Below are 25,002 nucleotides of genomic sequence, written 5' to 3' on the forward strand. Positions count from 1 at the left end.
TGCCCCGCGTCCATCGAAAGGACCCCCATGACCGTTCGCATCATCACCGACTCCGCCTCTGACATCACCGCCGCAGACATCGCCGCCGCGGGCAACCCCGCGCTCACGGTGCTGCCGCTGTCCGTCACGTTTGGCGACAAGACCTACGCCGACGGCGTCGACCTCACCCACCGGCGCTTCTACGAGCTACTCGTCGAGGGTGACGACCTGCCCATGACCGGCCAGGTGAATCCCTATGCCTTCGAGCAAGCCATCTCCTCGGCGCGCGAGGCGGGCGAGGAGGTCGTGGTCATTACGCTCTCCGGCAAGCTCTCCGGCACCAACGCGAGCGCCATGACCGCGACCGCGGCCTTCGAGGGCGGCGTCTACGTCGTGGACAGCAAGAGCGTCACGGTGGGCGAGCGCATCCTCGTGGACTACGCGCTGCGCCTCGTGGGCGAGGGCCTCGGTGCCGCCGACATCGCGTGCGCGCTCGAGCAGGCCCGCGAGGACATCCATGTGGTGGGCCTTCTCGACACGCTCGAGTTCCTCCGCCGCGGCGGGCGCATCCCGGCATCTGCCGCCGCGCTCGGCAAGCTGCTCTCCATCAAGCCCGTCATCACGATCACCGACGGCGTCGTGGAGCTTCTCGGCAAGGCCCGCGGCTCCAAGAACGGACGCAACCTGCTCACGCAGCAGGTCGAGGCCGCTGGCGGCATCGACTTCTCCATGCCCATCGAGCTTGCCTACGCGGGCCTCGACGACGCGCTGCTGCGCAAGTACGTCGAGGACAGCCGCCACATCTGGGAGGGCCACGTCGCGCTCGACGACCTGCCCGTCCACACCGTGGGCGCCACGATCGGCACGCACGTGGGTCCCGGCGCCATCGCCCTGGCCTTCTTCAAGCAGTAGGGACCAAAGGGGACGGGTTCGTTTGGTCCGCCTGCTTGTTGTCGGGGTGCCAAACTAACCCGTCCCCAATGGTCCCATGGGGCGTATAGTCTCCTTTCAAGCAAAACCGCGAGAGGAGACACGCATGTCCTTCAGGGAAGTCGATCTCAAAAGCCTCGAGTTCAGCCCGTTTGCGAAGATCGGCGACGAGTGGGCGCTGCTTACCGCCGGTACCACGAGCGGCTACAACACCATGACGGTGAGCTGGGGCGGCATGGGCGTGCTGTGGGGCAAGGACGTCGTGACCGTCTACGTGCGCTCGCAGCGCTACACCAAGGAGTTCGTCGACGCCAACGACCGCTTCACGCTCTCGTTCTATGCGCCCAAGCACAAGGAGGCGCTGCGCTACCTGGGCACGCACAGCGGCCGCGACTCGTACAAGGCCACCCACGTGGGCTTCACGCCGGCCTACCTCGACGGCTCGGTGGCCTTCGAGCAGGCGAGCCTCGTGCTCGTGTGCCGCAAGCTCTATGCGGACGACATCAAGCCCGAGAAGTTCCTCGACGGCTCCATCGACGCGCGCTGCTACCCCGAGAAGGACTACCACACCATGTACATCGCCGAGGTGGAGCACGTGCTCGTCTCGGCGTAAGATGAGACGCCCGAGGCGCCGCCCGTGCCTCGTTTGCTGACCATACGTCCGAATCGGGAGCTCCATGGCAACGTTTATCCTCGCCCTCTTCTTCCTGTTCCTTCTCTCGCTGTTCATCTCGCTTGTCATCAGCGTCATCGGCATGGCGTTTGGCCTCGTTGGCCTCGCGTTCAAGCTGCTGCCCGCTGTGGCCGTCATTCTCGTGGGGCTCTTCTTTGCGCAGGGTGGCCACGTGCGCCGCGGCGAGAACGGCAACGTGACGCTCGAGCTGCCCAGCTCTTGGCGCCGCCGCAGGTAAGGGCACATCATGCTGGACGCAATCGCGGTGTTCGTCGGCGGCGGCCTTGGCTCGCTCGGGCGCTGGGCGCTCACGTTCGTCCCGTGGAAGACGGTGGGCGAGGCGGGCTTTCCGCTCGCCACGCTCGTGACCAACGTCGCGGGCGCCTTTCTCATCGGCATCGTCGTGGCGGCCGCGCCTGCCGCCGGGCTCTCGCCACGCACCACGCTGCTGCTCAAGACCGGCGTCTGCGGAGGCTTCACGACGTTCTCGACGTTCGCGCTCGAGACGGGCGACCTTCTCGAGCGTGGCGCCATCGGCGCCGCTGCGGCCTACCTGCTGTTGAGCTTCTCGCTCGGCGTCGCCGCATGCCTTGCCGCCCAGGCGCTCGTTGCCGGTGCCTCCGCTCGCTAAGGCGCGCGCCGTGTGGCGCCCTTGCGTGATGCCGCGTTAACTCCCGCCGTGCGGGGTACACTTGCCCGTGGCTAACTTTCACGAATCGAGAAGGAGCTCCACATGGCAGACAAGCCCAAGCAGACAAAGATCGTCCTGCTCACCGGCTACCTCGGCGCGGGCAAGACCACGCTGCTCAACCACATCCTGTCCAACGACCGCGGCGTACGCGCGGCCGTGCTCGTCAACGACATCGGCGAGATCAACGTCGACGCGAGCCTCATCGCCAAGGGCGGCCTGTCGCAGGTCGACGGCGAGCTCATCCCCATGACGAACGGCTGCCTGTGCTGCACGCTGTCTGACGACCTCGCCCGCCAGCTCGCCCAGATCGCCGACTCCGGTGACTTCGACTACATCATCATCGAGGCCTCCGGCATCTGCGAGCCCATCCCCATCGCCTACACGATCTCGCAGTTCTGCGACGAGTCCAAGTACGGAAGCGCCGCCCCGCTCGACCTCGACAACATCGTGGCCGTGGTGGACTGCGCGCGCATGTGGGACGAGTTCCACGGCGGCCGCGACCTGCTTGCCGATAACATCGACGAGGACGACATCGAGGCGCTGCTCATCCAGCAGCTCGAGTTCTGCACCACCGTCGTGCTCAACAAGTGCGATACGGTCACGCGCGAGCAGATCGACGAGCTCAAGGGCATCGTCCGCAGCCTGCAGAAGGAGGCCGTGATCGTGGAGGCTGAGCAGGGCAACGTCGACCTCGACCAGATCCTGGACACCAACCGCTTCGACTTCAACCAGGCCTACGGCTCTGCCGCCTGGCTCGACGCCATGGAGCACCCCGAGGAGCACGATGACCCCGAGGTCCTCGAGTATGGCATCGAGACGTTCGTCTACGACCGCCGCCGCCCGTTCGACATCGACAGGTTCGCCGACTACGTGCGCACCTGGCCCAAGGAGATCATCCGCGCCAAGGGCCAGCTGTGGAGCGCCCAGGACCCCGACATGTGTTACATGTTCGAGCAGGCCGGCCAGCAGAGCATGCTCTCCGAGCAGGGCAAGTTCATCGCGAGTGCCCCGGACGACATCCGTGCACGCCTCATCGCCGAGAATCCCGAGGTCATGGATGACTGGGACGAGACCTGCGGCGACCGCGAGACCAAGATCTGCTTCATCGGTCAGCACATGGACAAGCAGGCCCTCGTGGCCGGGCTCGATGCCTGCCTCGTGGACTGGCAGCACTAGGCTGCGGGCAGGCTCGTGAGCGAGGAAAGGGGAGACGTGGACAACCAGAGGAAGGCCTCGCCTGGCCTTGACCCCTCGGGCGCCGTACCCTACGAGACGACCTACCACAAGGGTCCCGTCATCCTGCGCGGAGACATGATCCCCGATGAGAGCACCTCGGAGCACCTGCTGCGCCCTGACGACTCCCCGGACTGGCTGCACACAGACCCCTGGCGCGTGCTGCGCATCCAAGCCGAGTTCGTGGACGGCTTCAGCGCGCTCGCGGGCCTGGGGCCGGCCGTGGCCTGCTTTGGGTCTGCCCGCACCGGGCGCGAGGACGCCGCCTACGTAGCCGCCCGCACGGCCGGCGGGCTTCTCGCGAAGGCGGGCTATGCCGTCATCACCGGAGGCGGTCCCGGCATCATGGAGGCCGCGAACCGGGGATGCGCCGAGGCGGGCGGCAAGTCCGTGGGCCTGGGCATCGAGCTTCCACACGAGGAGGGCATCAACCGCTGGGTCAACATGGGCATCACCTTCCGCTACTTCTTCGTGCGCAAGGTCATGTTCATGAAGTACTCGAGCGGCGGCATCGTGTTCCCCGGAGGCTTCGGGACGCTTGACGAGGCGTTCGAGATGCTCACGCTCATCCAGACGCACAAGGCCAAGTCCATGCCGGTCGTGTTCTTTGGCAGCGAGTACTGGGGCGGGCTGTTCGACTGGATTTCCGGTCCCGTCACGAGCCACGGCATGATCTCTGCGCCGGACCGCACGCTCGTCACGATCACCGACGACGTGGAGGAGGCTGTCCGCGTGGCCACCGGCGCCGCGGCGCGCTAGGATTTACTCGGTATACACCAGGCGTCCCAAGGGACCGTCCCAAAGGGGACGGGGACCTTTGGGACGCCGTTCGCGCAAGGAGCAACCATGGAGCGCATCGCGAGCTTCTCCGTCAACCACCTGCTGCTCGAGCCGGGCGTCTACGTCTCGCGCATCGACCGCGATCCGGCCACGGGCGCGGCCGTCACCACGTTCGACCTGCGCCTCACCGCGCCCAACGACGAACCGGTCATGAACACGGCCGAGTGCCACACCATCGAGCACCTGGGCGCAACGTTTCTGCGCAATCACCCCACGTGGGCGAGCCGCGTGGTCTACTTTGGCCCCATGGGCTGCCGCACGGGCTTCTACCTCGTCGTCTTTGGCGAGGTGAGCTCCGAGCAGATCCTGCCGCTCGTGCGCGAGATGTTCGAGTTCGTCCGCGACTTCGAGGGTGACATCCCCGGCGCCGCCCCCGAGGAGTGCGGCAACTACCTCGACCAGAACCTTCCCATGGCCAAGTGGCTCGCGGCCCGCTACCTTGAGCGCGACCTCGCCAACATCGACGAGAGCCACCTCACGTATCCCACCGGCGAGTAGGGCCGCCTGCGCATGAGCGCGCCACGTGGCGCCTACCAGCACATAGACCACGGCTTCGAGCCCGTGTTCGACGAGCGCTCGCGCGTGCTCGTGCTCGGGAGCTTCCCGAGCGTGCTGTCCCGGGCGAACGACTTCTACTATGGCAACCCCCAGAACCGCTTCTGGCGGGTTGCCGCCGCATGTCTCGGCGAGCCCGTGCCCGCCACGATCGCCGAGAAGCGGTGGATGCTGCTCGCGCACGGCATCGCGCTGTGGGACGTCATCGCAAGCTGCGACATCGTGGGCTCGAGCGACGCGAGCATCAGGAACGTGCGCCCCGCGGACATCGGTCGCGTCACCGGTGTGGCCCCCATCGAGCGCGTCGTCTGCAACGGTGCCGCGGCCGGGCGTCTCTACCGTCGCCATCTCGAGCCCATCACGGGCCTTCCCGCGACGATGCTTCCCAGCACGAGCCCGGCCAACGCCGCATGGTCGCTTGACCGCCTCATAGGGCGTTGGAGCCAAGAGCTTGGGTGAGGGGGACGCTCCCTTTGTCAACTTTGCGTTCTGCCCGCTCGCCTCAGCTTGACGCGCTATCATGGTCAACTGGAAATTCGCGGGCCTGGCGGGCCTGCGTAGCGTCTTCATTGGAGAGGATAACCACATGAACGTTCTCGTCATCAACGCAGGCAGCTCTTCGCTCAAGTACCAGCTGCTCGACGTCGACACCCGCGAGGTCTACGCCAAGGGCAACTGCGAGCGCATCGGCATTGATGGCTCCTTCATCGGCCACTCTGAGATGGGCGGCGACAAGCAGCAGCTCGATGTTGCCCTGCCGGACCACAAGACGGCCATCAAGCACGTCTTTGAGATTCTCAAGAACGTCGACAAGCCCATCGACGGCATCGGCCACCGCGTCGTTCAGGGCGGCTGGTACTTCCCCGAGTCCAAGGTCGTCACCGACGAGACCCTCGGCTGGGTCCGCGAGGTCGCCCCGCTCGCGCCGCTCCACAACTACGCCGAGGCCGACGTCATCGAGATCTGCCGTGAGATGTTCCCCGAGATCGGCAACGTGATCGTGGCCGACACCTCGTTCCACTACAACATGCCGGCAGAGGCCCACAACTACGCCCTGCCCAAGGAGGTCGTCGACAGCCTGCACATCCGCAAGTACGGCGCCCACGGCACGAGCCACCGCTTCATCTGGCGCTCCGTCGACGAGGCCTCCAACCACACCGCCCACAAGGTCGTGAGCTGCCACCTCGGCTCCGGCGCCTCCCTGTGCGCCATCCAGGACGGCAAGTGCATGGACACCACGATGGGCCTCACCCCGCTCGACGGCCTCATCATGGGCACGCGCTGCGGCACCGTCGACCCGGCCACGGTCTTCTACCTCTCCCGTGAGGGCCACTACTCCATCGACGAGATCGACACGATGATGAACAAGCAGTCCGGCCTGGCCGCCATCTCCGGCGTCTCCAGCGACTGCCGCGACATCGAGGCCGGCGCCGCCGAGGGCAACGAGCGCTGCCAGATGGCCATCGACATGTGGAGCTACCGCGTGGCCTCCCAGTTCGCCACGATGGTCCAGGCCATGAACGGCGTGGACACCATGGTCTTCACCGCCGGCGTGGGCGAGAACTCCGCGCACATGCGCAAGGAGGTCGTGAACCGCCTCGCCTGGATGGGTGTCAAGATCGACGACGACAAGAACGCCGTCCGCTCTGACGATCCGCGTGAGATCTCCACGCCCGACTCCAGCCTGCACGTCTGGGTCATCCCGACCAACGAGGAGCTCATGATCGCCCTCGACGTCAAGGAGCTGCTCGGCAAGTAATTCGAGCCGACAAGAGCCTGCTGGCGGCATCGGGCCTCGCGCCCGGTGCCGTTTTTTTGTTTCAACCCTATTACCATCCCCGGTGGGCCGGACGTGGATCCCAGGCTCTGGTGCGACGACGCCCCCTATGACGAGTCGCTGCTGTGCCACGTTTGCGACGCCTGCAGATAGGACGTCGTCAGGCGCGGCGTGTGCCGCTCGCGTTTGAACTACTATTGTTGGCGCGTAGCAAACCCAGACGAGAGGATGCCCCATGGCCCAGGACCTCATCTTCACCAAGCCCATCTTTCACGAGAAGATCTGGGGTGGACGCCGCCTCGACACGGTGTTTCACTATGACATCCCCGAGGGTGCCATCGGCGAGTGCTGGGCCATCAGCGCGCACCCGGCTGGTGACTGCGAGGTCGTGAGCGGACCGTTCGCGGGCTCCACGCTCTCCCAGCTCTGGGACGAGCACCACGAGCTGTTCGGTCATGCCGAGGGCGACCGCTTCCCGCTGCTCATCAAGATCCTCGACGCGGACGGCGACCTTTCCATCCAGGTCCACCCCGACGACGAGTATGCCCGCGTCCATGAGAGGGGCAGCCTTGGCAAGTGCGAGTGCTGGTGCGTGCTCGACTGTGACGAGGACGCCACCATCATCGTGGGCCAGAAGGCCAAGGACCGCGAGGAGTTTGCCAGGCTCGTGGAGGAGGGTCGTTGGTCCGACCTCGTGAACGAGGTGCCCATCCACAAGGGCGACTTCTTCCAGATCGATGCGGGCACCGTACACGCCATCAAGGCCGGCACGCTCATCCTCGAGACGCAGCAGAGCAGCGACGTGACGTATCGCGTCTACGACTACGACCGCGTCCAGGCAGACGGCACCAAGCGTGAGCTGCACCTTCAGCAGAGCATGGACGTCGTGGACTATGCCGCCAAGGCGCCTGTGAGTGGCGCTGTCGAGACGCCCGAGGTCGATGGCGTCACGAGGCTCGAGAGCAACGAGCGCTACACCGTCGAGCGCGTGCGCGTCTGCGGTGCCAAGACGCTCGTCCAAGATCACGACTTCATGTGCGTGAGCGTCATCGAGGGTGCGGGCTCGGTGAACGGCGTCGAGCTCAAGAAGGGCTCGCACTTCGTGGCCCCGTGCGAGAGCGGAGACCTTGCCTTCGAGGGCGACATGACGCTCATCTGCTCCTGGGTGTAGGGGTACGGGCGCGTCCCATTGGTGCTACGTCCGGTGCTCCATTGGTGTCAAAGATTTTTGGGCACATTTTGACCCGGTTGCGCGATGCGTGATCGGGTCCTTTATTCGTGCGTTGCGCAACTGCCGGCTTGGGCCGAGCGCGTATCATGTTGCCGAGACAAAGCGAGGGAGAGGTGCCCATGTTCTGTACAAACTGCGGCAAGGAGCTCAAGCCCGGGGCATAGTTCTGCACGACGTGCGGGTGCCCGGTTGATGCTGACGACGCGGGGGAGACCAAGGTCGTCTCCTCGCCGGACGAGACTTCTGTCGTTTCCCCGGACACCACGACGGTCTCCGGGCCCGCCGCCGAGACAACCGTGATCCCCGAGTCCCCGGCTGCCCCCGAGCACGATCGCGAGGCGGACACTGCCGCCGCCGTGGCCTCGTTCGACGACGTTGAGCCTGCGTCTGCTCCCGCCTATGCCGCGCCCGTGCCTCCCGCACCGGCAGGCGAGGCCCCCAAGAAGAAGGGGCATGGCGCCCTCATCATCGGCATCGTGGCCCTTATCGCCGTACTTGCCGTGGGTGGCGCCCTCTACGTGCGCCTGCACGGCCTGCCGGGCTCCGCGCAGGCCGCATACACGGCGGACGCGCCCGCGCAGGTGTCTGCCAAGACGCGCGTGCGTCCCAAGGACGCCAACGGCAAGGAGATGAGCGCCTACGTGGCCTACCTCGTCTCCACGAAGGGCGCGGGCGATGCCTCGAGCATCTCCACGACGCCCTATCGCTATGAGGGCACCGATGACTCCGGCTTCACGCTGGAGGACTTTGGCGACGTCGAGGACGGCGACTACACCCTCGTGATCGTGGACAACTCGGACTCGGGCTCCTCCGCACGCTACGACGTTCCCGTCCACTACGAGCACGATAACCCCAAGGCCCCCGAGAGCCTTGACCCCGAGCCTCCCGCCCCCTCCGCGGACGACACCCAGACCGCCGCGACGACGACCGACGCCCGCACCGATGAGCAGAAGGCCGCCGACCTCTACCTTGCCAAGTGCCGCGAGTACATCGACAAGTACGGCAAGGCCACGCTCACGCACTATGACTACGTTGACCTGGCATCTGGTCTCGCCGTGGCGCGTCTCATGGATTTTGACGGCGATGGCACCGATGAGCTCCTGCTGGCCTATGACACCGTGCCCGCTCCGTCGGGCAGCAGCTTCGACTACGACAGCAACCAGAAGAGCGCCTACAAGGTCGAGGTCTGGGCCTACAAGGATGGGAAAATCTCCAAGGTCTACGATGAGCCCGATACCGTGCTGTCCGCGGACGACGGGAGCCTGTTCGTGCAGATCTGCACGCTTGATGGCAGCGAGACGTGCGTGTCGACGCGAACGCAGGACTCTGACGAGAACACGTCCAGTGACGTTTTCAGAAACTACGCGTTCGATGGGGACGAGTTCGACGTTGCGCTTGAGACGGCATCACGCTCGGAGCAGGGTGGCTCCAACACCGTCTTTACGGTTGACGGCCAGGAGGTCTCCCTTGATGACGAGCTTGCCGCGTCAAAGCGCGTCCAGCAAAGCGACTGCTTCTGGCTTCTGGCCTCCACCTACTTCCACAATTCGCCTGACGTGAGCCAGACCGTCTCCGACACCAACGCCACGCTCGATGAGCTCAAGAGCCGCTCGGAGGGCAACGCCGCCACGACGGCCGCCGCTACGTCTGAGCAGGCCTACACCTCCGAGAGCGTGGACAAGAGCTACACCATCGTCAACCCGTACAGCCCAAGCTCGACCCAGGGCGTCATGTGGTCCTATCCGCAGTTCTCCAAGGTCGACGGCTCCACGGACGCGGCGCTCGACGCGCTGAACGCGCAGCTTGCCAAGGCCTGCGAGGACGACGCGAACCTCGGCAAGGCGTGGGGCCCGGCGTCTGGCGCCATGATGGTCGATGACCACCAGGACCTCTGCGCGAGCATCAACGGCTCGATCGTCTCGGTCTTCAGCGCAAGGGACGAGACGGGCGGCGGCGCGCATGGCACCGACGAGAGCTTCGGCACGTTCTACGACCTCTCGACGGGCAAGGCCGTCGACGCCACGACCGCGCTCAACATGAGTACCGAGGACCTGCAGGCCAAGGGAGTTGCCGGCATCAACGCCTTCCTCGCCAAGAACCCGAGTGACCTGGGCGTCTCGGCCGACGACATCTCCAAGATGGCTGGCGAGCAGGACCGCTACGTCCGCGACGAGAAGGGCACGTTCATCATCACGCGCTCCTACGAGCTGGGCTCCTACGCCTTCGGCTCGCATCGCATCTACGTGATGGCCAACGATCCCGCGAACAACGCCATCGTGGGCACCGAGGTCGCGGACAACTACTAGGCGCTTGCCGCGCACCATGCAACGAGGGGCGGCCACCCATGTCACGGATGGCCGCCCCTCGTCATTGATGGTGCGATTCTGCTCGCCAAATCGTCCCCGAGCGTGCAAAAACGCACCCGCGAAAGCCAGAGCTTGGGGCGCGATTCGCGCGCGCCTACAGCAGCGTGATGCTAAACGTACGGCGCACCGTCTGGCCGGGCGCGGCGACGATGACGTTCTGCTTGTGCTCGAGCACGTCGTCCTCGTCCGTGCGCGTCGCGGTGCCGCACCACGGCTCGAGCGCCACGAACGGCGCGGGCGTGCCTTCGGCCGAGGGGCCGGCGCTCCACACGCCGATGTGGTCAAAGCCCTCGAAGTCCACGCGCACGCCGTGACCGATGGGTCCCACCATGCTGATCGTGGAGTCGGGTACGCCTTCGAGCGTGAAGGAGTCGTTTGCGAACAGGTCATGCGTGAGAGGCAGGCGGTTCGTGCCATCGATCATCGTTCGCATGCGCCCGTAGTTCTCGATACCGTCATCTGCCGTGGGTGAGGTGCCCGTCCACGCGCGCGAGAACCACAACGTGTAGTCCTCGAAGGCCTCGCCCTCGCGTAGCGGCACGTTGAAGGCGGGGTGCCCGCCCAGGCAGAACGGCAGGTCGACGTCGCCGGTGTTCGTGACGGCAAACGTCTGGGCAAGCGTCGCGTCGCCCTCGATCGCATAGGTCATCTCGAGGCGGAAGTCGTACGGGTAGGCCTCGCGGGTCTCGGCCGTGCTCTCGAAGCGGTACGTGAGGGAGCTGCCGGTGTCCTCGATGAGCTCATGGTCATAGTTGCGCGCAATGCCGTGCCTACCCATGTGGCACTCGCCGGCAGAGCACGTGGCGAAGCCGTTGCGAATCTTGCCCACGATGGGGAAGAGGACGGGGGCGCTCCTGGGCCACCAGCGCTCGTCCGCCTGCCACAGGTACTCGACGCCGCCGAGCCTGAGGCTCCTGAGCTGTGCGCCGCGTGCGTCCACGGAGGCCTCGAGCCCTCCCTGCGTGATGGTGGTGATGTCTGCCATGCGTGCTCCTTCCGTTCGTCATGCTGAACGTCTTGATTCTATCGCGAACGCAACGATTGAACTGCTGCTACCATGCCTAAGTTGTGCGCCAAAAGCGAAGGCGCGCCACCATATGCAGCCCGAGACCAACGGCCGATCTCGCGGGGCCGGCCGTGACATCGAGGGCCCAAGGAAAGGAACACGCATGTCCAAGAAGCTCACGAGGAGGGGATTCGTCGCCGCGTCGCTTGCCTGCGTGCTCGCGCTTGCCGGCTGCGGATCTGCCAACTCCCAAGCCGCCAACCAGGCCGCCACGACGGCAGCCGACCCCACCGAGGTCCACGTGGCCTCGCTCAAGGGCCCCACGTCCATCGGGCTCGTCTCGTTCATGGACAAGGCCGCAAACGATGACTCCGGCCTTGCCAACACCTATGACTTCTCGATTTCTGCCGCTGCCGACGAGATCGTCCCCAAGGTCATCTCCGGTGACGTCGACATCGCGCTCGTGCCCGCCAACGTTGCGAGCGTCCTGTACAACAAGACCGACGGCGCCGTCCAGGCGCTCGACGTCAACACGCTTGGCGTGCTCAACGTCGTGACGGGAGACGCGTCCGTGCAGTCGTTCTCCGACCTTGCGGGCCGCACGGTCTACCTCACGGGCAAGGGAGCCTCGCCCGAGTACGTCATGAACTACCTGCTCGACAAGGCCGGCATCGCAGACCAGGTGACGCTCGAGTTCAAGAGCGAGGCCGCCGAGGTCGTGAGCGCCCTTGCGGCTGACCCGTCTGCCGTGGGCATTCTGCCCGAGCCGTACAAGACGGCCGCGCTTGCCAAGAACGCGTCGCTGACCTCGCCCATCAACCTCACGGACGTGTGGGACCAGTACGCCGAGGACGGCTCGCGCCTGCTCACCGGCGTCACGGTGGTGCGCCGCGACTTCGCCGAGCAGCATCCCGAGGCCGTCCGTGAGTTCGTCGAGCAACAGCAGGCCTCCGTGGAGGCCGTCTCGGCAGACCCCGCGACCTATGCGCAGTCCGTCGTTGACCACGGCATCATCGACGCCGCTCCCGTGGCCGAGAAGGCCATCCCGGGCTGCGGCCTCACGTGCCTCACGGGCGACGAGATGAAGTCTGCACTCAGTGGCTACCTGGGCGTCCTCGCGAGCTCCGATGCGAGCTCGGTGGGCGGCAAGCTTCCCGGCGACGACTTCTACTACGCGCTCTAGGCACGTGGGCATCTTGATTCTGTGACTATGTCGAGTAACAAATGTCAGCTTGAGAGGGCGACGGCCGAGCGCGTGGCGGCCGTCGCCCTGTGGCTTGCCGTCTGGCAGGCGGCAAGCGTGGCCGTGCGGCAGCAGCTCATCCTGCCCGGTCCCGTCGACGTCGCCGCGGCGCTTGTGGGCCTTGTGGGTAGCGGGCCATTCTGGGCAAAGGTGGGCTTCTCCGCCCTGCGCATCATCGGGGCCACGCTTGCGGCCTACGCCGCGGCCATCTCGCTGGCGCTATCCTCTGCGCGCTGGCACCTCGTGCGCGTCGTGGCGAGGCCTCCGCTCGTGGCCGTGAAGTCCACGCCTGTCGTGTGCGTCGTGGTGTTGCTGCTCATCTGGCTTGGCTCTGCCAACGTGAGCGTGGCGGCGGTGTTTCTCATGGCGCTCCCCGGGCTCTACTTTCCCGTGCTCGAGGGACTCGACCACGTGAGCGAGGCACGCCGAGAGCTGTTCGACGTCCACGGCGTGCGCGCCGCCGCGCGAACGCTTGGTCTCGTGTGGCCCGAGACGCTTCCTTATTTATGTGCGGCGAGCGAGACGGTCGTGGGCATGGCGTGGAAGGCCGGCGTCGCGGCCGAGCTCATCGGCGCGCCCGCCGGCTCCATTGGCGAGCGCATCTACCAGGCAAAGCTTCTGCTCGAGACACCCGACCTGTTTGCGTGGACCATTGTGGTCATCGCCCTTGCGGCCGTGTGCGAGCACGCGTTCCTGTGCGTCCTCAGGGTCTCTGGGCCGGTTGCGGTGCGTCTTGCCGTCATCGCTCGCGTGCATCCGGCGGGGGAGCGCAAGAGCCTGCCGCGCGGGGGTTGGAGCGTCTACGGCCTCTGGCTTTCCCATGGGCTCGCGGATGCCGTCTCGATGACGGTGGCGCCCGGCGGCCGGCTGTGCGTCATGGCGCCGAGTGGCGCGGGCAAGACGACGCTGCTCCGGACGCTTGCCGGCCTTGAGCGACCTGTCAGGGGCCGCGTCGAGGGTCCTGACTGCATCTCGGCGGAGTTCCAGGATGCGAGGCTCGTGGAGCGGGCCTCCGCACTTCAAAACGTTGCCCTCACGGCCGGCGAGGGCGTCGGGCCCGACGAGATGCGCGGCCTGCTCGAGCGTCTCGTGCCCGGCATCGATGCGGATGCGCCCGTCTGCGCGCTGTCTGGCGGGCAGCGCCGGCGCGTCGAGCTCGCGCGGGCGCTCGTGGCCCCCGGAGACTCGGTGCTGCTCGACGAGCCGTTCGCGGGACTCGACGCGGTTGCGTGCGACCTTGCCTGCGACGTCATCGCAGACGAGCTCCGTGGCCGCTCCCTCATCGTGGCCACGCATGACGCTCGGGACGCCGAGCGCCTGGGAGCGGATACACTGGTGCTTGGCCGATAACGCGTGCTGCCCATCTCGCTTCGGAGGTTCCCATGCAAACCATGTCTCGTCGCTCGTTTCTCCTGGCTTCCCTTGGCGTGGCATCGCTGTGCCTTGCAGGCTGCGGCTCCGGCGCGTCCGGGGCGGCCTCCACGTCTGCGGCCTCCGCGTCTGCCGTGCCGTCATCCTCTGCCTCCTCGTGCGTGACGAGCGCCTCGGGCGAGTACGCGAGCGGCACGCACCACGCAACGATCGAGGTCGAGGGCTACGGGGCGATCAAGCTCGAGCTTGACGCCGACGTGGCGCCCGTCACGGTGGCCAACTTCGCCAAACTCGCGGGCGAGGGCTTCTACGACGGCCTGACGTTCCACCGCATCATCGAGGGCTTCATGGTGCAGGGTGGAGACCCCAACGGAAACGGCACGGGCGGCTCCGACGAGAAGATCGTCGGCGAGTTCTCCGACAACGGTCACCCAAACTCGATCAGCCACGTGCGCGGCACCATCTCCATGGCACGCTCGCAGGCCTACAACTCCGCGAGCTCGCAGTTCTTCATCATGCAGGCCGACACGCCGAGCCTCGACGGCCAATACGCCGCCTTTGGGCACGTGACGGAGGGCATGGACGTCGTCGATGCCATGTGCGAGGCGGCGCGTCCCACGGACAACAACGGCTCGATCGCTGCGGCCGACCAGCCGCGCATCGCCTCCGTCAAGATGGATGACTAGCGATGCCGTTCTCGGCCTGTAATTGCGCGTCGAGTTCATTCACGTCCTTGAATTACGTGTCGCGGCCCCACATTTCACGTAAAACCGGGCCAAGATAGCATCGTCTTCTCGCCGTCTGCGGGACGAGCGGCGCCGCTTGCCGCCGTCCCTGTATCCGCTAGAGCTCCACCTGGGTAAAGCAGGGGCAATCGACTGTCTCCGCGTGCATGCGTGCACACGGGCAAAGGGGGAGATTGCCATGAAGAAGGCACAGGTAGATCGGCTCATCGAGCGTGACCAATCGGTCGCGGGGGTGCCGCGGGTCCACATCGACCTCTCGCCCGCAAAGCTGGTTGAGGCCGCCGTGGCGCATGGGGAGGGCGTCCTTGCCTCCAACGGCTCGCTCGTCGTCGACACCGGCGAGCGCACCGGACGCTCGCCGCATGACCGCTTCGTCGTTGACGACCCGGCCATCCATGACAGGGTGTGCTGGGGCGAGGTCAACGTTCCCATGGAGCGCGATGTCTACGAGCACATCTGCTCGGGCGTTGTCGGCTACCTCTATGGCTGCGAGCTCTACGTCGTGCATGGGCTTGCGGGGGCGGACCGCAACCACTCCCGCAAGGTCTGCGTCATCTGCGAGCGCGCGAGCCAGGCGCTGTTCGTTCACCAGATGCTCGTGAGGCCAACGGCCCGCGAGCTCGCGAGCTTCGGCGAGCCCGACATCTACGTGCTTGCGGCCCCGGGATACCGCTGCGACCCGGAGACGGACGGCACCAACTCTGGCGCCGCCGTCGTGCTAGACCTCGCCCATGGCGGCGTGGTCGTCGCGGGCACGGGCTACTCGGGAGAGATCAAGAAGGCCGTCTTCTCGTTCATGAACTACCTGCTGCCCGTCGAGGACGACGTGCTGTCCATGCACTGCTCGGCAAACGTCGATCCCATGACGGGGCAGACGGCCGTGCTGTTCGGCCTGTCGGGCACGGGCAAGACCACGCTCTCGGCAGACCCCAACCGCCTGCTCATCGGTGACGACGAGCATGGGTGGTCAAGCCGCGGGATCTTCAACATCGAGGGTGGCTGCTATGCCAAGGCCATCGACCTGAGCCCCATCGCCGAGCCCGACATCTACGAGGCCATTCGCTTTGGCGCCGTGTGCGAGAACGTGATCCTTGATCCCGAGACGCGCGAGCCAGACTATACGGACGTCTCCCGTACGCAGAACACGCGCGTGGCCTATCCCGTCGAGCACATCAAGAGCGTGCGCCTTGATGGCCGTGGCGGCATACCGAGCGTGGTGCTGTTCCTCACGTGCGATGCCTTCGGCGTGCTGCCGCCCATCTCGCGGCTCTCCCGCGAGGCGGCGATGTATCACTTCATGGCCGGCTTCACATCCAAGGTCGCGGGGACCGAGGAGGGCGTCTCGGAGCCCACGCCCACGTTCTCGGCCCTGTTCGGCGAGCCGTTCATGCCGCTTTCGCCAAGCCTCTATGCCGAGATGCTCGGCAAGCGCATTGACAGCACGAGGGCGCGCGTCTACCTCGTGAACACCGGCTGGCAGGGCGGCGCCTACGGCACGGGCTATCGCATCAGCCTGGCCGTGACGCGCTCTCTCGTCGCCGCGGCGCTCTCGGGCGACCTCGACTCGGGCGGCTACGAGCATGACGAGCGCCTGAACGTGGACATTCCGCTCGACTGCCCCGGCGTCACGCCGGCGGTCCTCAACCCGCGGCACACCTGGACCACGCCCGAGGCCTATGACGAGGCTGCCGAGAGGCTCGCTGCGATGTTCGAGAAACACGCGAGCGAGCGCTACCCAGACCTCGACCCGGTTGTGCTCGCCGCCGGCCCGCACCCGCTCGCCGAATAGCCTGCAACACCTGCGCCCCGTCCGTCTGGCGGGGCGCTTTTTGGCCGCGGCCGCGCGCGGCAAGTCGCATCTCAAGCTTGTCGACGACTAGAAAAGGCGGGGTGCCACGAACGGTGGCACCCCGCCTCACGAAAGCGGACGAGCTTGTGCTGCGAAAGCCCTACTCGGCCATCTGGGCCTGGACGGCCGTGATGGCCACGACGCCCACGATGTCGTCGGCAGAGCAGCCGCGGGACAGGTCGTTGACCGGCTTGGCGATGCCCTGAAGGATGGGGCCGTAGGCCTCGGCGCCGCCGAAGCGCTGGACGAGCTTGTAGCCGATGTTGCCAGCCTCGAGGTCCGGGAAGACGAGGATGTTGGCGTGGCCGGCGACCTCGGAGCCCGGGGCCTTGAGGTCGGCGACGGACTGCACGAGCGCGGCGTCAAGCTGCAGGTCGCCGTCGAGGGCGAGCTCGGGGGCCTTCTCGTTGGCGAGCTTCGTGGCCTCCTGGACCTTCTCGGGGACCTCACCCTTGGCGGAGCCCTTCGTGGAGAAGGACAGCATGGCGACCTTGGGCTCGACGTCGCCCATGAAGGCCTTCCAGCTGGCGGCGGAGGCGATGGCGATCTCGGAGAGCTCGTCGGCGTTCGGGTCGATGTTCAGGCCGCAGTCGGCGAACATGAGCGTGCCCTCGGCGCCGTACTCGGGGGTCTTCGTGCACATGATGAAGAAGGCCGAGACGAGCTTCGTGCCCGGGGCGGTCTTGAGGATCTGCAGGGCCGGGCGCAGCGTGTTGGCCGTGGAGTGGCAGGCGCCGGAGACGAGGCCGTCGGCGTCTCCCATCTTGACCATCATGGTGCCGAAGTAGGTGGCGTCGTTCATCTGCTCGCGGGCCTGCTCGATGGTGACGCCCTTCTTGGCGCGCAGCTCTGCGAACTTCTCGGCATAGGCCTCGTGCTTCTCGGCGGTCTTGGGGTCGATGACCGTGACGCCCTCGACGTCGATCTGGGAGGGGTCGCCAAGGATGATCAGGTTGGCAAGGCCCTCCTCGACGATCTTCTTGGCGGCCTCGATGGTGCGCGGGTCCTCACCCTCGGGCAGGACGATCGTCTTCTTATCCGCCTTGGCGGCAGACTTCATACGCTGCAGGAAATCGCTCATTTCGCTCCTTTTTTGGCGTTTTACTGGCGTCATGTGACACCGGACCCATTATAGGTTCGCCTGATATAGAATCACCTAGAGATTTGGGGACGCACGCGGCCGATCCTTGGTTGCGTGCGTCACGCGTGAACCGATGATTCGTCGAGAGGATTCGAATGGCTATCGCAAGTGGGCTTCCCGCTGGGTTTAACGCCGACAGTTACGACATGATCGTCGTCGGCGCCGGATACGCGGGATCGGTCTGCGCCCGCCGCCTTGCCGAGGCCTGCGGCTTCCACGTGGCCGTCATCGAGCGTCGCGATCACATCGCCGGCAACGCCTATGACTACGTCGATGACGCCGGCATCCTCGTCCACAAGTACGGCCCGCACATCTACCACACGCAGTCTGACCGCGTGCACCAGTTCCTCTCGCGCTTCACCGAGTGGACGAACTACCAGCACAAGGTGCTCGCCAACATTCACGGCACGCTCATGCCGGTCCCCTTCAACCACAAGAGCCTCAAGCTCGCCTTTGGCGAGGAGCGCGGCGAGGCCCTCTACCGCAAGCTTGTCGAGACCTTCGGTGAAAACAAGAAGGTCCCCATCCTCGAGCTTCGCGAGAAGAACGACCCCGACCTGCAGGAGGTCGCCGACTACGTCTACGAGAACGTGTTCCTCCACTACACGATGAAGCAGTGGGGCACCACGCCCGACCAGGTCGACCCCTCCGTCACGGGCCGCGTGCCGGTGTTCGTCGGTGACGACGAGCGCTACTTCCCGCTCGTCGCCCACCAGGGCATGCCCGCCGAGGGCTACACGAAGCTCTTCGAGCGCCTGCTCGACCACGACCTCATCGACGTGTTCCTCGGCGTCGACGTCCGCGACATCCTCATGGTTGACGAGGACTACGCAAAGGTCTGCGGCAAGCCCTACGGCGGGGAGATCGTCTACACCGGCCCGCTCGACGAGCTGTTCGGCCTTGACCTCGGGGCGCTGCCGTACCGCACGCTCGACATGCAGTTCGAGACGCTCGACGTCGACCAGTTCCAGCCCGTCGGCACCGTCAACTACACGACGAGCGAGGACTTCACGCGCATCACCGAGTTCAAGAACATGACGGGTCAGGTCGTTCCCGGCAAGACCACGATCATGCGCGAGTACTCCAAGGCCTACACGCCTGAGAGCGGCCAGACCCCCTACTACGCCATCCTCGAGGACGAGAACAAGCAGCTCTACCAGCGCTATCTTGCCCGCGTGAGCAGGCTCACGAACTTCCACCCGGTGGGCCGTCTCGCCGAGTACCGCTACTACGACATGGACGGCGTCGTCGCCAGCGCGCTCGACCTGTCCGACGAGCTCGTCGCCGCACACAACTAGCAAGCCCGCCGCACCCCGGATGAGCGATCTCCGGGGTGCGCGCCCAAGACCGCCAGGACACCTCGCGTGGCGGGGCACCCAGGGAGAGAACCGTGACTACAGGCAAGACCATCACCTTCGGCATTCCGTGCTACAACTCCGCGGAGTACATGGACCACTGCATCTCCTCGATCCTCGAGGGCAGCGACTACGCCGAGGATGTCCAGATCGTCATCGTGGACGACGGCTCCACGAAGGACAACACCTACGAGAAAGCCCTCGAGTGGCAGAACCGCTACCCGAACATCGTCGAGGCGGTTCATCAGGAGAACGGCGGACATGGCATGGCCGTCCTCGCCGCCCTCGAGCACGCAAAGGGCCTGTACTTCAAGATCGTCGATTCCGATGACTGGCTCGATGACGACGCCCTCTCCAAGCTTCTCTCCACGCTTCGCGACTTCGAGTGGCGCGACATGCGCGTGGACCTCGTCATCACCAACTACGTCTATGAGCACGTCGAGGACAACACGCAGAACGTCATCGACTACAAGTACGTCCTCAAGCGCAACAAGGTCATCACGTGGGACAAGATCGGCCACTTCAACATGGCCCAGAACCTGCTCATGCACTCGCTGTGCTACCGCACCGACATTCTGCGTGACGGCGGCGTGCCCATGCCCGCGCACACGTTCTACGTGGACAACATCTACGCCTACGTGCCGCTGCCGCGCTGCAAGACGCTCTACTACCTCGACGTGGACCTCTACCGCTACTTCATCGGCCGAGACGACCAGTCGGTGAACGAGAAGGTCATGGTGAGCCGCATCGACCAGCAGCTGCGCATCACCCGCATCATGATGGACGCCTACCACCTCTATGACGACATCGAGACGCCCGAGCTCCGCAGCTACATGATCGGCTACTTCACGCTCATGATGGCCGCCTGCTCCGTCTTCTCCCGCATGTCCGACAAGCCCGACGCCATGGCCAACTGCGATGAGCTCTGGGACCACCTCAAGGAGTACGACAAGCGCATGTACCGCCGTGCCCGCATGGGCATCGTGGGCATCGCGACGAACCTCCCCACGAAGGTGGGCGAGAAGTTCACGCTGGGCATCTACCGCATCGCCTCGAAGCTCGTGAAGTTCAACTAGGCGCTGACGTAGCTGTCGAAGGCCCCGGACCCTGCCACGCAAACGTCCTCGCGCCCCTTTGGGGCGCTGCGGAATGATTGCTCAGACAGGGTCCGGGGCCTTCTTCTGTTGACGTGCTTGTTGAGTGCGGGTGGGCGATGCGGCGGGCAGCGGGAGCTTCGGCGGAGGTTTGAGGCTGGCTGCGTGCGTCTCTGGGGCTGTTAGGCCCTGAGCTCCCAGAAGGCCACGGCGGTGGCGGCGGCGACGTTGAGGGAGTCGACGCCGTGCTGCATCGGGATGCGCACGGTCATGTCGCACGCCTCGATCGTGTCGTTGGCCAGGCCGTCCCCCTCGGTTCCGAACAGCATCGCGAGCTTGTCGATGCCGGCGAGCCGCTCGTCGCCCAGGGAGTAGGAGTCGTTGCGCAGGGCGAGCGCCGCCGTCTTGAAGCCGCGCGAGCGGAGCAGGCCCAGGCCGTCGCACTCGTCGTCGGTGGCGGGCCAAGCGCCCAGGCGCCCCCACGGCACCTGGAACACGGTTCCCATGCTCACGCGCACCGCGCGGCGAACGAGCGGATCGCAGCAGGTTGGCGTGAGCAGGACGGCGTCGATGCCGAGGGCGGCGGCGCTCCTCATCGCGGCGCCCACGTTCGTGGCGTCCGTGACGCCCTCCAGAACGGCGACGCGGCGGGCGTCGGGAACGGCGTCGAGCACCTCGGCTGCGGAGCGCTCTTTTGGCCTGTGCATCGCGCACAGCACGCCGCGTGTCACGTTGTAGCCCACGAGCTTACAGATCTCGTCATGGGGCAGGACGTAGATGGGAACGCCGTCACAGGGCACGACGCTCACGTGGCCGGCGCTTGCGAACACGCGTCCACCCCTCGGCAGGGCGGCGACGTCGCGAACGAGGTCCGCCTGCGTCTCGAGCTGGCGCTCCTCGAGCAGAAGCGACAGCGGCTCCAGTCCCTGCCGGACGGCCACGCGGACGACCTTCTCGGACTCCGCGACGAGTACGCCGGCGTCTGCCTCGAGCCTGCTGCGGAGCTGGCGCTCCGTGAGCCTCGCGTAGACGTCAAGCCTCGGGTCGCTGGCAGAGTCGAGCATGACGATTCCCACGGGTGCCTCCAGACGCCGGGACGCCCCGGCAAAGCTAATTAGCGTAGCGATGGCGCGCAGCCAAGCGCGACCATGCGCTACGATACAACATGGCTGTAGGAATTTGACTGGCCGGGCGCTATCTCGGCCACGGGGGATGTCATGGCAAACAGGTTCGGCGGCGGAAAGGCCGTGAAGGGAAAGCATGCGGCGGGAGCCCATGCCGCTGGTCAGGTTTTTGCCGATCAGGGAGACGGCGGAGACGCCCAGAAGGGGAGCGCCGGCAAGGTCGCCCTCATCGTGGCGGGTGTCATCGTCGGCCTTGTCGCACTCGTCTACCTGCTCGGCGCCCTCGCGTTCTCGTTCGTCTTCATGCCCGGAACGACGCTTGACGGCGCCGACGTCTCGCTCAAGTTCGCCTCCGAGGTGGCCGCGGACAAGGCGTCGGGCATCTCCGCCTTCCAGTCTCAGGTCGTGGGCGACAACTTCAGCCTCACGGTGCGCGGCCAGGATGTTGACCTGGCGTTTGACAAGGACGCCTACGCGGGCGCCCTCATCGCGCAGCAGCATGCCTTCGCCTGGCCGCTTCACATTGCCGAGCACCACGAGCTTCAGGGCAGCAACGGCGCTACGTTTGACTCTGACAAGCTCACCGAGCTTCTCGGGCCTGCCATCGACGAGTTCAACGCAAGCGCCACGCAGTCCACGAACGCCACGATCGCCTTTGACGAGACGACCCAGCAGTATGCCGTCGTGCCCGAGAAGGTTGGCACGGCCCTTGACCGCGACGCCACGATCGAGGCCGTGGGCGAGGGGCTCCGGGGCCTCTCTCGCAGGATCGCGCTGGATGACACCTGCCTCTCCCAGCCCACGGTGACCTCGGATGACGCGTCGCTCGCGACGGCCGCCCAGAACGCCAACCGCTTCATGACGGCAGACATCCCGCTCACGCTGAACGGGCAGGCGGCCGGCGAGGTCACGCGCGCCCAGATCTCCTCGTGGATCACGCTCGACGAGAACCTCAACGCCACGCTCGACGACGCCAAGCTCGGCGAGTGGCTCAAGTCCGAGGTCGCGGCCAAGTACGACACCCGCGGCGCCGCGCGCACCTACACGCGACCGGATGGCAAGGCGGTCACGGTCGACGCCACCGGCTCCAACCACTGGGATGACGCCTACGGCTGGGTGACGGACGAGGAGGCGCTTGCGACGGCGCTCAAGCAGGCCGTCGAGGCGGGCTCCACGAGTGCCATCGAGATTCCCACGAAGAGCACGGCCCAGGCCGCCCCCGACGCCGGCCTCAAGGACTGGGGCAACCGCTACATCGACATCGACCTGGCCGAGCAGCACGTCCGCATGTACGACGACTCGGGCGCCCTCGTCTGGGAGAGCGACTGCGTCACCGGCGACCACGCGCAGGGCCATGACACCCCCGTGGGCGTCTACACCCTCAACGGCTATCGCGCCTCCGGAAACGTCGAGCTCCGCGGCACCATCGACCCGGCCACCAACGAGCCCGAGTACATCAGCCACGTGGGCTACTGGATGCCGTTCATCGGCAACTCCTGGGCCCTGCACGACGCCAACTGGCGCAGCCGCTTCGGTGGCGACATCTACCAGTACGCGGGCAGCCACGGATGCGTGAACCTCCCCGCCGACAAGGCCAAGGAGCTGTTCGGCCTATGTAAGGTAGGCGACGTCGTCGTCGTCCACAACTAGCGGCCTCGCGCCCGTTTCTGCGCCCGTCCGCGCGAGTGGGCGGGCGTTTCTCTGCGTGCAGAAGTTGACCATTTAATCGTGTACATCTCATGGCTTTCTCGCGTCTGGCGCATCTGGGTCTACGATGGCAGGACGACCGTGAGCGGAAGGGGCGCCATGACACCTGCCATGCACGATGACCAACGCGTGAAGTACCTCATGCTTCTGTCCGAGAAGTTCCCGACATGCCAGGCCGTCTACACCGAGGTGATCAACCTCGAGGCCATTCTCAACCTGCCCAAGGCAACCGAGCACTTCATCTCCGACGTCCACGGGGACTGCGAGCAGTTCGACCACATCATCAACAACTGCTCGGGCGTCATCCGCGAGCGCGTGCGCTCGGTGTTTCGCCACAGGCTCACACCGGGAGAGCAGGCCGAGCTCTGCACGCTCATCTACTACCCGGACGAGAAGCTCGGGCGCATGGCCGAGGCCCATCTTGACACGCCCGCGTGGTACCGGGAGTCGCTCGGCCGCCTTATCGAGCTCGCCCGCTATCTGTCAGACGCCTACACCCGCTCCAAGGTGCGCAAGGCGATGCCCGTCTCCTACGCCTACATCATCGACGAGCTTCTCCACGCGAGCCCGGGCGAGGCGTCGAGTCGGGCCGCCTACCACGCGCGCATCGTCGACTCCATCATCGAGACGGGCAGCGTGTGCGACTTCATCCGCAGCCTCGCCGCGCTCATCAAGCGGCTGGCTGTAGACCACGTGCACGTCGTGGGAGACCTCTATGACCGAGGCGCCCATGGCGACGCCGTCATCGACAGGCTCATGGCCTACCACTCGCTCGACATCCAGTGGGGCAACCACGACATCTGCTGGATGGGCGCGGCGGCCGGCTCCGAGGCGTGCGTGGCCACGGTCGTGCGCAACTGCGTCCACTATCAGACGCTCGACATCCTCGAGGGCTCCTATGGCATCTCCCTGAGAGAGCTCGCCCTCTTTGCTGAGAAGACCTATGCGGAGCAGGACGTGCTCTCCGCCTGCGAGAAGGCCATCACCGTCATCATGCTCAAGGTCTCCGGCCAGCTTATCTCGCGCCATCCCGAGTTCGACATGGCAGACCGCCTCCTGCTGGGTGGCGTCGACGCCTCCGCGGGCACCGTCCGGATCGGCGGGCGGAGCTACGAGCTTGTCACGCGTGACTTCCCGACGCTCGAGCCGTCCCGTCCCTACGAGCTCACGGACGAGGAGCGTCGTGTCTTGGACGGACTCGTGGAGAGCTTCACCCACAGCCGCAGGCTGCGCCGCCACGTGGACTTCCTGTACGAGAAGGGCTCAGTCTACCTCGCGTACAACAACAACCTGCTGTTCCATGGCTGCGTTCCCATGCGAGCAGACGGGAGCTTCCGGCCTATCCGCGTGGGAGGCCGCCACATTGCCGGAAGGGCCTACCTCGACGCCTGCGACCGCATGGCGCGCATCGCCTGGCACGAGCGCACGCCCGAGGCCCTCGATTGGATGTGGTACCTGTGGTGCGGCCTGGGGTCGCCCCTGAGCGGCCGCACGATGAAGACGTTCGAGCGCACGTTCGTCGCCGATCGCTCAGCGTGGGCCGAGGAGCAGGACCCCTACTTCGAGCTGACGTGCGAGCCTGGCGCCTGCGAGCACGTGCTGGCCGAGTTCGGCCTGTCCGGGCCCGCTTCCCACATCATCAACGGGCACACGCCGGTGGCGCGCGCGAGTGGCGAGAGCCCCGTGCGCGGCGGGGGCAGGCGCCTCGTCATCGACGGGGGCTTCTGCCGTGCCTATCACTCCAGGACCGGGATCGCAGGCTACACGCTCATCGTCGATGCCCAGGGCATGCGCATCAAGGCGCACCGGCCATACGGGGCCATCGGTGACGTCGTGGCCGACCGAGGCGACATCTTCTCAGACGACGACCAGCTCGAGGTGAACGAGCGCCCCCTCATCGTGGCCGACACCGACACCGGTGCCCATATCCGCGCCCAGATAGACGACCTCACGGCCCTGCTCGACGCCTATCGCACGGGAGACTTGCCCGAGCGGGGGAGAGCATAGGGTTTTCCGGAGAGCTGTAATTCGGAACGTCCCTTGGGTATCCTTGGCAGTACAAGAACCCAGAGGGCTCGCTGTCTGCGGGTC

General features: G+C 66.0%; 22 protein-coding genes. 19 read left to right on the top strand and 3 right to left on the bottom strand.

What is annotated here, in order from left to right; translation table 11 throughout:
- Positions 1-27: 27 nt before the first annotated feature.
- The 11 genes from Pcatena_RS03445 (at position 28) to Pcatena_RS03495 (ending at position 10,215) form a co-directional block, all read left to right on the top strand.
- A complete protein-coding gene (locus tag Pcatena_RS03445) occupies positions 28-891 on the top strand; it encodes a DegV family protein (RefSeq protein WP_126421647.1) in 864 nt (287 codons plus the stop codon).
- Positions 892-1,015: 124 nt separating this feature from the next.
- The gene (locus tag Pcatena_RS03450) at positions 1,016-1,522 is read left to right on the top strand and encodes a flavin reductase (protein ID WP_126421649.1); all 507 of its coding nucleotides are present in this window, start codon (positions 1,016-1,018) and stop codon (positions 1,520-1,522) included.
- A 64-nt stretch (positions 1,523-1,586) separates the two neighbouring features.
- A complete protein-coding gene (locus Pcatena_RS03455; protein WP_126421651.1) occupies positions 1,587-1,820 on the top strand; it encodes a hypothetical protein in 234 nt (77 codons plus the stop codon).
- A gap of 9 nt (positions 1,821-1,829) precedes the next feature.
- Entirely contained in the window at positions 1,830-2,213 is a 384-nt protein-coding gene (crcB, locus tag Pcatena_RS03460) for a fluoride efflux transporter CrcB (protein WP_172596365.1), read from the top strand.
- Positions 2,214-2,315: 102 nt separating this feature from the next.
- Positions 2,316-3,449: a CobW family GTP-binding protein gene (locus Pcatena_RS03465; protein WP_126421653.1), complete on the top strand. Its 1,134-nt coding sequence runs from the start codon at positions 2,316-2,318 to the stop codon at positions 3,447-3,449.
- 36 nt (positions 3,450-3,485) lie between these two features.
- Positions 3,486-4,265: an LOG family protein gene (locus Pcatena_RS03470; protein ID WP_232619893.1), complete on the top strand. Its 780-nt coding sequence runs from the start codon at positions 3,486-3,488 to the stop codon at positions 4,263-4,265.
- 87 nt (positions 4,266-4,352) lie between these two features.
- On the top strand, positions 4,353-4,844 hold the full coding sequence (locus Pcatena_RS03475) for an S-ribosylhomocysteine lyase (RefSeq protein ID WP_126421655.1): 492 nt from the start codon (positions 4,353-4,355) through the stop codon (positions 4,842-4,844).
- 12 nt (positions 4,845-4,856) lie between these two features.
- On the top strand, positions 4,857-5,360 hold the full coding sequence (locus Pcatena_RS03480; protein ID WP_126421657.1) for a DNA-deoxyinosine glycosylase: 504 nt from the start codon (positions 4,857-4,859) through the stop codon (positions 5,358-5,360).
- Positions 5,361-5,487: 127 nt separating this feature from the next.
- On the top strand, positions 5,488-6,660 hold the full coding sequence (locus tag Pcatena_RS03485; RefSeq protein ID WP_126421659.1) for an acetate/propionate family kinase: 1,173 nt from the start codon (positions 5,488-5,490) through the stop codon (positions 6,658-6,660).
- Positions 6,661-6,913: 253 nt separating this feature from the next.
- Positions 6,914-7,849, top strand: a complete 936-nt coding sequence (locus Pcatena_RS03490; RefSeq protein ID WP_126421661.1) for a type I phosphomannose isomerase catalytic subunit — start codon at positions 6,914-6,916, stop codon at positions 7,847-7,849.
- 356 nt (positions 7,850-8,205) lie between these two features.
- A complete protein-coding gene (locus Pcatena_RS03495; protein ID WP_126421663.1) occupies positions 8,206-10,215 on the top strand; it encodes a hypothetical protein in 2,010 nt (669 codons plus the stop codon).
- Between the two features lie 154 nt (positions 10,216-10,369).
- On the opposite strand, the gene Pcatena_RS03500 is transcribed toward Pcatena_RS03495, so the two are convergent.
- Complete coding sequence (locus tag Pcatena_RS03500; protein WP_126421665.1) at positions 10,370-11,260, bottom strand: aldose 1-epimerase family protein; 891 nt, start codon at positions 11,258-11,260, stop codon at positions 10,370-10,372.
- A gap of 184 nt (positions 11,261-11,444) precedes the next feature.
- Here Pcatena_RS03500 and Pcatena_RS03505 point away from each other — a divergent pair, with 184 nt between their 5' ends.
- The 4 genes from Pcatena_RS03505 to pckA all read left to right on the top strand — a co-directional run bounded on the left by Pcatena_RS03505 (position 11,445) and on the right by pckA (position 16,430).
- Entirely contained in the window at positions 11,445-12,464 is a 1,020-nt protein-coding gene (locus Pcatena_RS03505) for an ABC transporter substrate-binding protein (protein ID WP_232619894.1), read from the top strand.
- 72 nt (positions 12,465-12,536) lie between these two features.
- On the top strand, positions 12,537-13,874 hold the full coding sequence (locus tag Pcatena_RS03510) for an ATP-binding cassette domain-containing protein (RefSeq protein WP_172596366.1): 1,338 nt from the start codon (positions 12,537-12,539) through the stop codon (positions 13,872-13,874).
- Between the two features lie 32 nt (positions 13,875-13,906).
- Positions 13,907-14,581 carry a peptidylprolyl isomerase gene (locus Pcatena_RS03515; RefSeq protein ID WP_198433417.1) on the top strand — a complete coding sequence of 225 codons (675 nt, stop codon included), beginning with the start codon at positions 13,907-13,909 and terminating at the stop codon, positions 14,579-14,581.
- Positions 14,582-14,819: 238 nt separating this feature from the next.
- Entirely contained in the window at positions 14,820-16,430 is a 1,611-nt protein-coding gene (pckA, locus tag Pcatena_RS03520; RefSeq protein WP_126421670.1) for a phosphoenolpyruvate carboxykinase (ATP), read from the top strand.
- A gap of 160 nt (positions 16,431-16,590) precedes the next feature.
- On the opposite strand, the gene pta is transcribed toward pckA, so the two are convergent.
- Positions 16,591-17,604 carry a phosphate acetyltransferase gene (gene pta, locus Pcatena_RS03525; protein ID WP_126421672.1) on the bottom strand — a complete coding sequence of 338 codons (1,014 nt, stop codon included), beginning with the start codon at positions 17,602-17,604 and terminating at the stop codon, positions 16,591-16,593.
- Positions 17,605-17,726: 122 nt separating this feature from the next.
- On the opposite strand from pta, the gene glf reads away from it, so the two are divergent.
- Both glf and Pcatena_RS03535 read left to right on the top strand, forming a co-directional pair.
- Positions 17,727-18,929, top strand: a complete 1,203-nt coding sequence (glf, locus tag Pcatena_RS03530) for a UDP-galactopyranose mutase (RefSeq protein ID WP_126421674.1) — start codon at positions 17,727-17,729, stop codon at positions 18,927-18,929.
- Between the two features lie 92 nt (positions 18,930-19,021).
- A complete protein-coding gene (locus tag Pcatena_RS03535) occupies positions 19,022-20,062 on the top strand; it encodes a glycosyltransferase family 2 protein (RefSeq protein WP_269777012.1) in 1,041 nt (346 codons plus the stop codon).
- A 200-nt stretch (positions 20,063-20,262) separates the two neighbouring features.
- On the opposite strand, the gene Pcatena_RS03540 is transcribed toward Pcatena_RS03535, so the two are convergent.
- The gene (locus Pcatena_RS03540) at positions 20,263-21,156 is read right to left on the bottom strand and encodes a TrmH family RNA methyltransferase (RefSeq protein WP_232619895.1); all 894 of its coding nucleotides are present in this window, start codon (positions 21,154-21,156) and stop codon (positions 20,263-20,265) included.
- A 141-nt stretch (positions 21,157-21,297) separates the two neighbouring features.
- On the opposite strand from Pcatena_RS03540, the gene Pcatena_RS03545 reads away from it, so the two are divergent.
- Both Pcatena_RS03545 and Pcatena_RS03550 read left to right on the top strand, forming a co-directional pair.
- Positions 21,298-22,854, top strand: a complete 1,557-nt coding sequence (locus Pcatena_RS03545; RefSeq protein WP_126421676.1) for a L,D-transpeptidase family protein — start codon at positions 21,298-21,300, stop codon at positions 22,852-22,854.
- Between the two features lie 138 nt (positions 22,855-22,992).
- The gene (locus Pcatena_RS03550) at positions 22,993-24,918 is read left to right on the top strand and encodes a fructose-1,6-bisphosphatase (protein ID WP_332835573.1); all 1,926 of its coding nucleotides are present in this window, start codon (positions 22,993-22,995) and stop codon (positions 24,916-24,918) included.
- The last annotated feature ends 84 nt before the right edge of the window (positions 24,919-25,002 follow it).

The organism is Parolsenella catena, from assembly GCF_003966955.1.
GTDB lineage: Bacteria > Actinomycetota > Coriobacteriia > Coriobacteriales > Atopobiaceae > Parolsenella > Parolsenella catena.

Bases quoted from the DNA above. Each gene is read 5' to 3' on its own strand.
- glf (WP_126421674.1), top strand. From the start codon at position 17,727: ATGGCTATCGCAAGTGGGCTTCCCGCTGGGTTTAACGCCGACAGTTAC.
- Pcatena_RS03500 (WP_126421665.1), bottom strand. From the start codon at position 11,260: ATGGCAGACATCACCACCATCACGCAGGGAGGGCTCGAGGCCTCCGTG.
- crcB (WP_172596365.1), top strand. From the start codon at position 1,830: ATGCTGGACGCAATCGCGGTGTTCGTCGGCGGCGGCCTTGGCTCGCTC.
- pta (WP_126421672.1), bottom strand. From the start codon at position 17,604: ATGACGCCAGTAAAACGCCAAAAAAGGAGCGAAATGAGCGATTTCCTG.
- pckA (WP_126421670.1), top strand. From the start codon at position 14,820: ATGAAGAAGGCACAGGTAGATCGGCTCATCGAGCGTGACCAATCGGTC.
- Pcatena_RS03485 (WP_126421659.1), top strand. From the start codon at position 5,488: ATGAACGTTCTCGTCATCAACGCAGGCAGCTCTTCGCTCAAGTACCAG.
- Pcatena_RS03455 (WP_126421651.1), top strand. From the start codon at position 1,587: ATGGCAACGTTTATCCTCGCCCTCTTCTTCCTGTTCCTTCTCTCGCTG.
- Pcatena_RS03515 (WP_198433417.1), top strand. From the start codon at position 13,907: ATGCAAACCATGTCTCGTCGCTCGTTTCTCCTGGCTTCCCTTGGCGTG.
- Pcatena_RS03505 (WP_232619894.1), top strand. From the start codon at position 11,445: ATGTCCAAGAAGCTCACGAGGAGGGGATTCGTCGCCGCGTCGCTTGCC.
- Pcatena_RS03465 (WP_126421653.1), top strand. From the start codon at position 2,316: ATGGCAGACAAGCCCAAGCAGACAAAGATCGTCCTGCTCACCGGCTAC.
- Pcatena_RS03450 (WP_126421649.1), top strand. From the start codon at position 1,016: ATGTCCTTCAGGGAAGTCGATCTCAAAAGCCTCGAGTTCAGCCCGTTT.
- Pcatena_RS03545 (WP_126421676.1), top strand. From the start codon at position 21,298: ATGGCAAACAGGTTCGGCGGCGGAAAGGCCGTGAAGGGAAAGCATGCG.
- Pcatena_RS03445 (WP_126421647.1), top strand. From the start codon at position 28: ATGACCGTTCGCATCATCACCGACTCCGCCTCTGACATCACCGCCGCA.
- Pcatena_RS03480 (WP_126421657.1), top strand. From the start codon at position 4,857: ATGAGCGCGCCACGTGGCGCCTACCAGCACATAGACCACGGCTTCGAG.
- Pcatena_RS03475 (WP_126421655.1), top strand. From the start codon at position 4,353: ATGGAGCGCATCGCGAGCTTCTCCGTCAACCACCTGCTGCTCGAGCCG.
- Pcatena_RS03490 (WP_126421661.1), top strand. From the start codon at position 6,914: ATGGCCCAGGACCTCATCTTCACCAAGCCCATCTTTCACGAGAAGATC.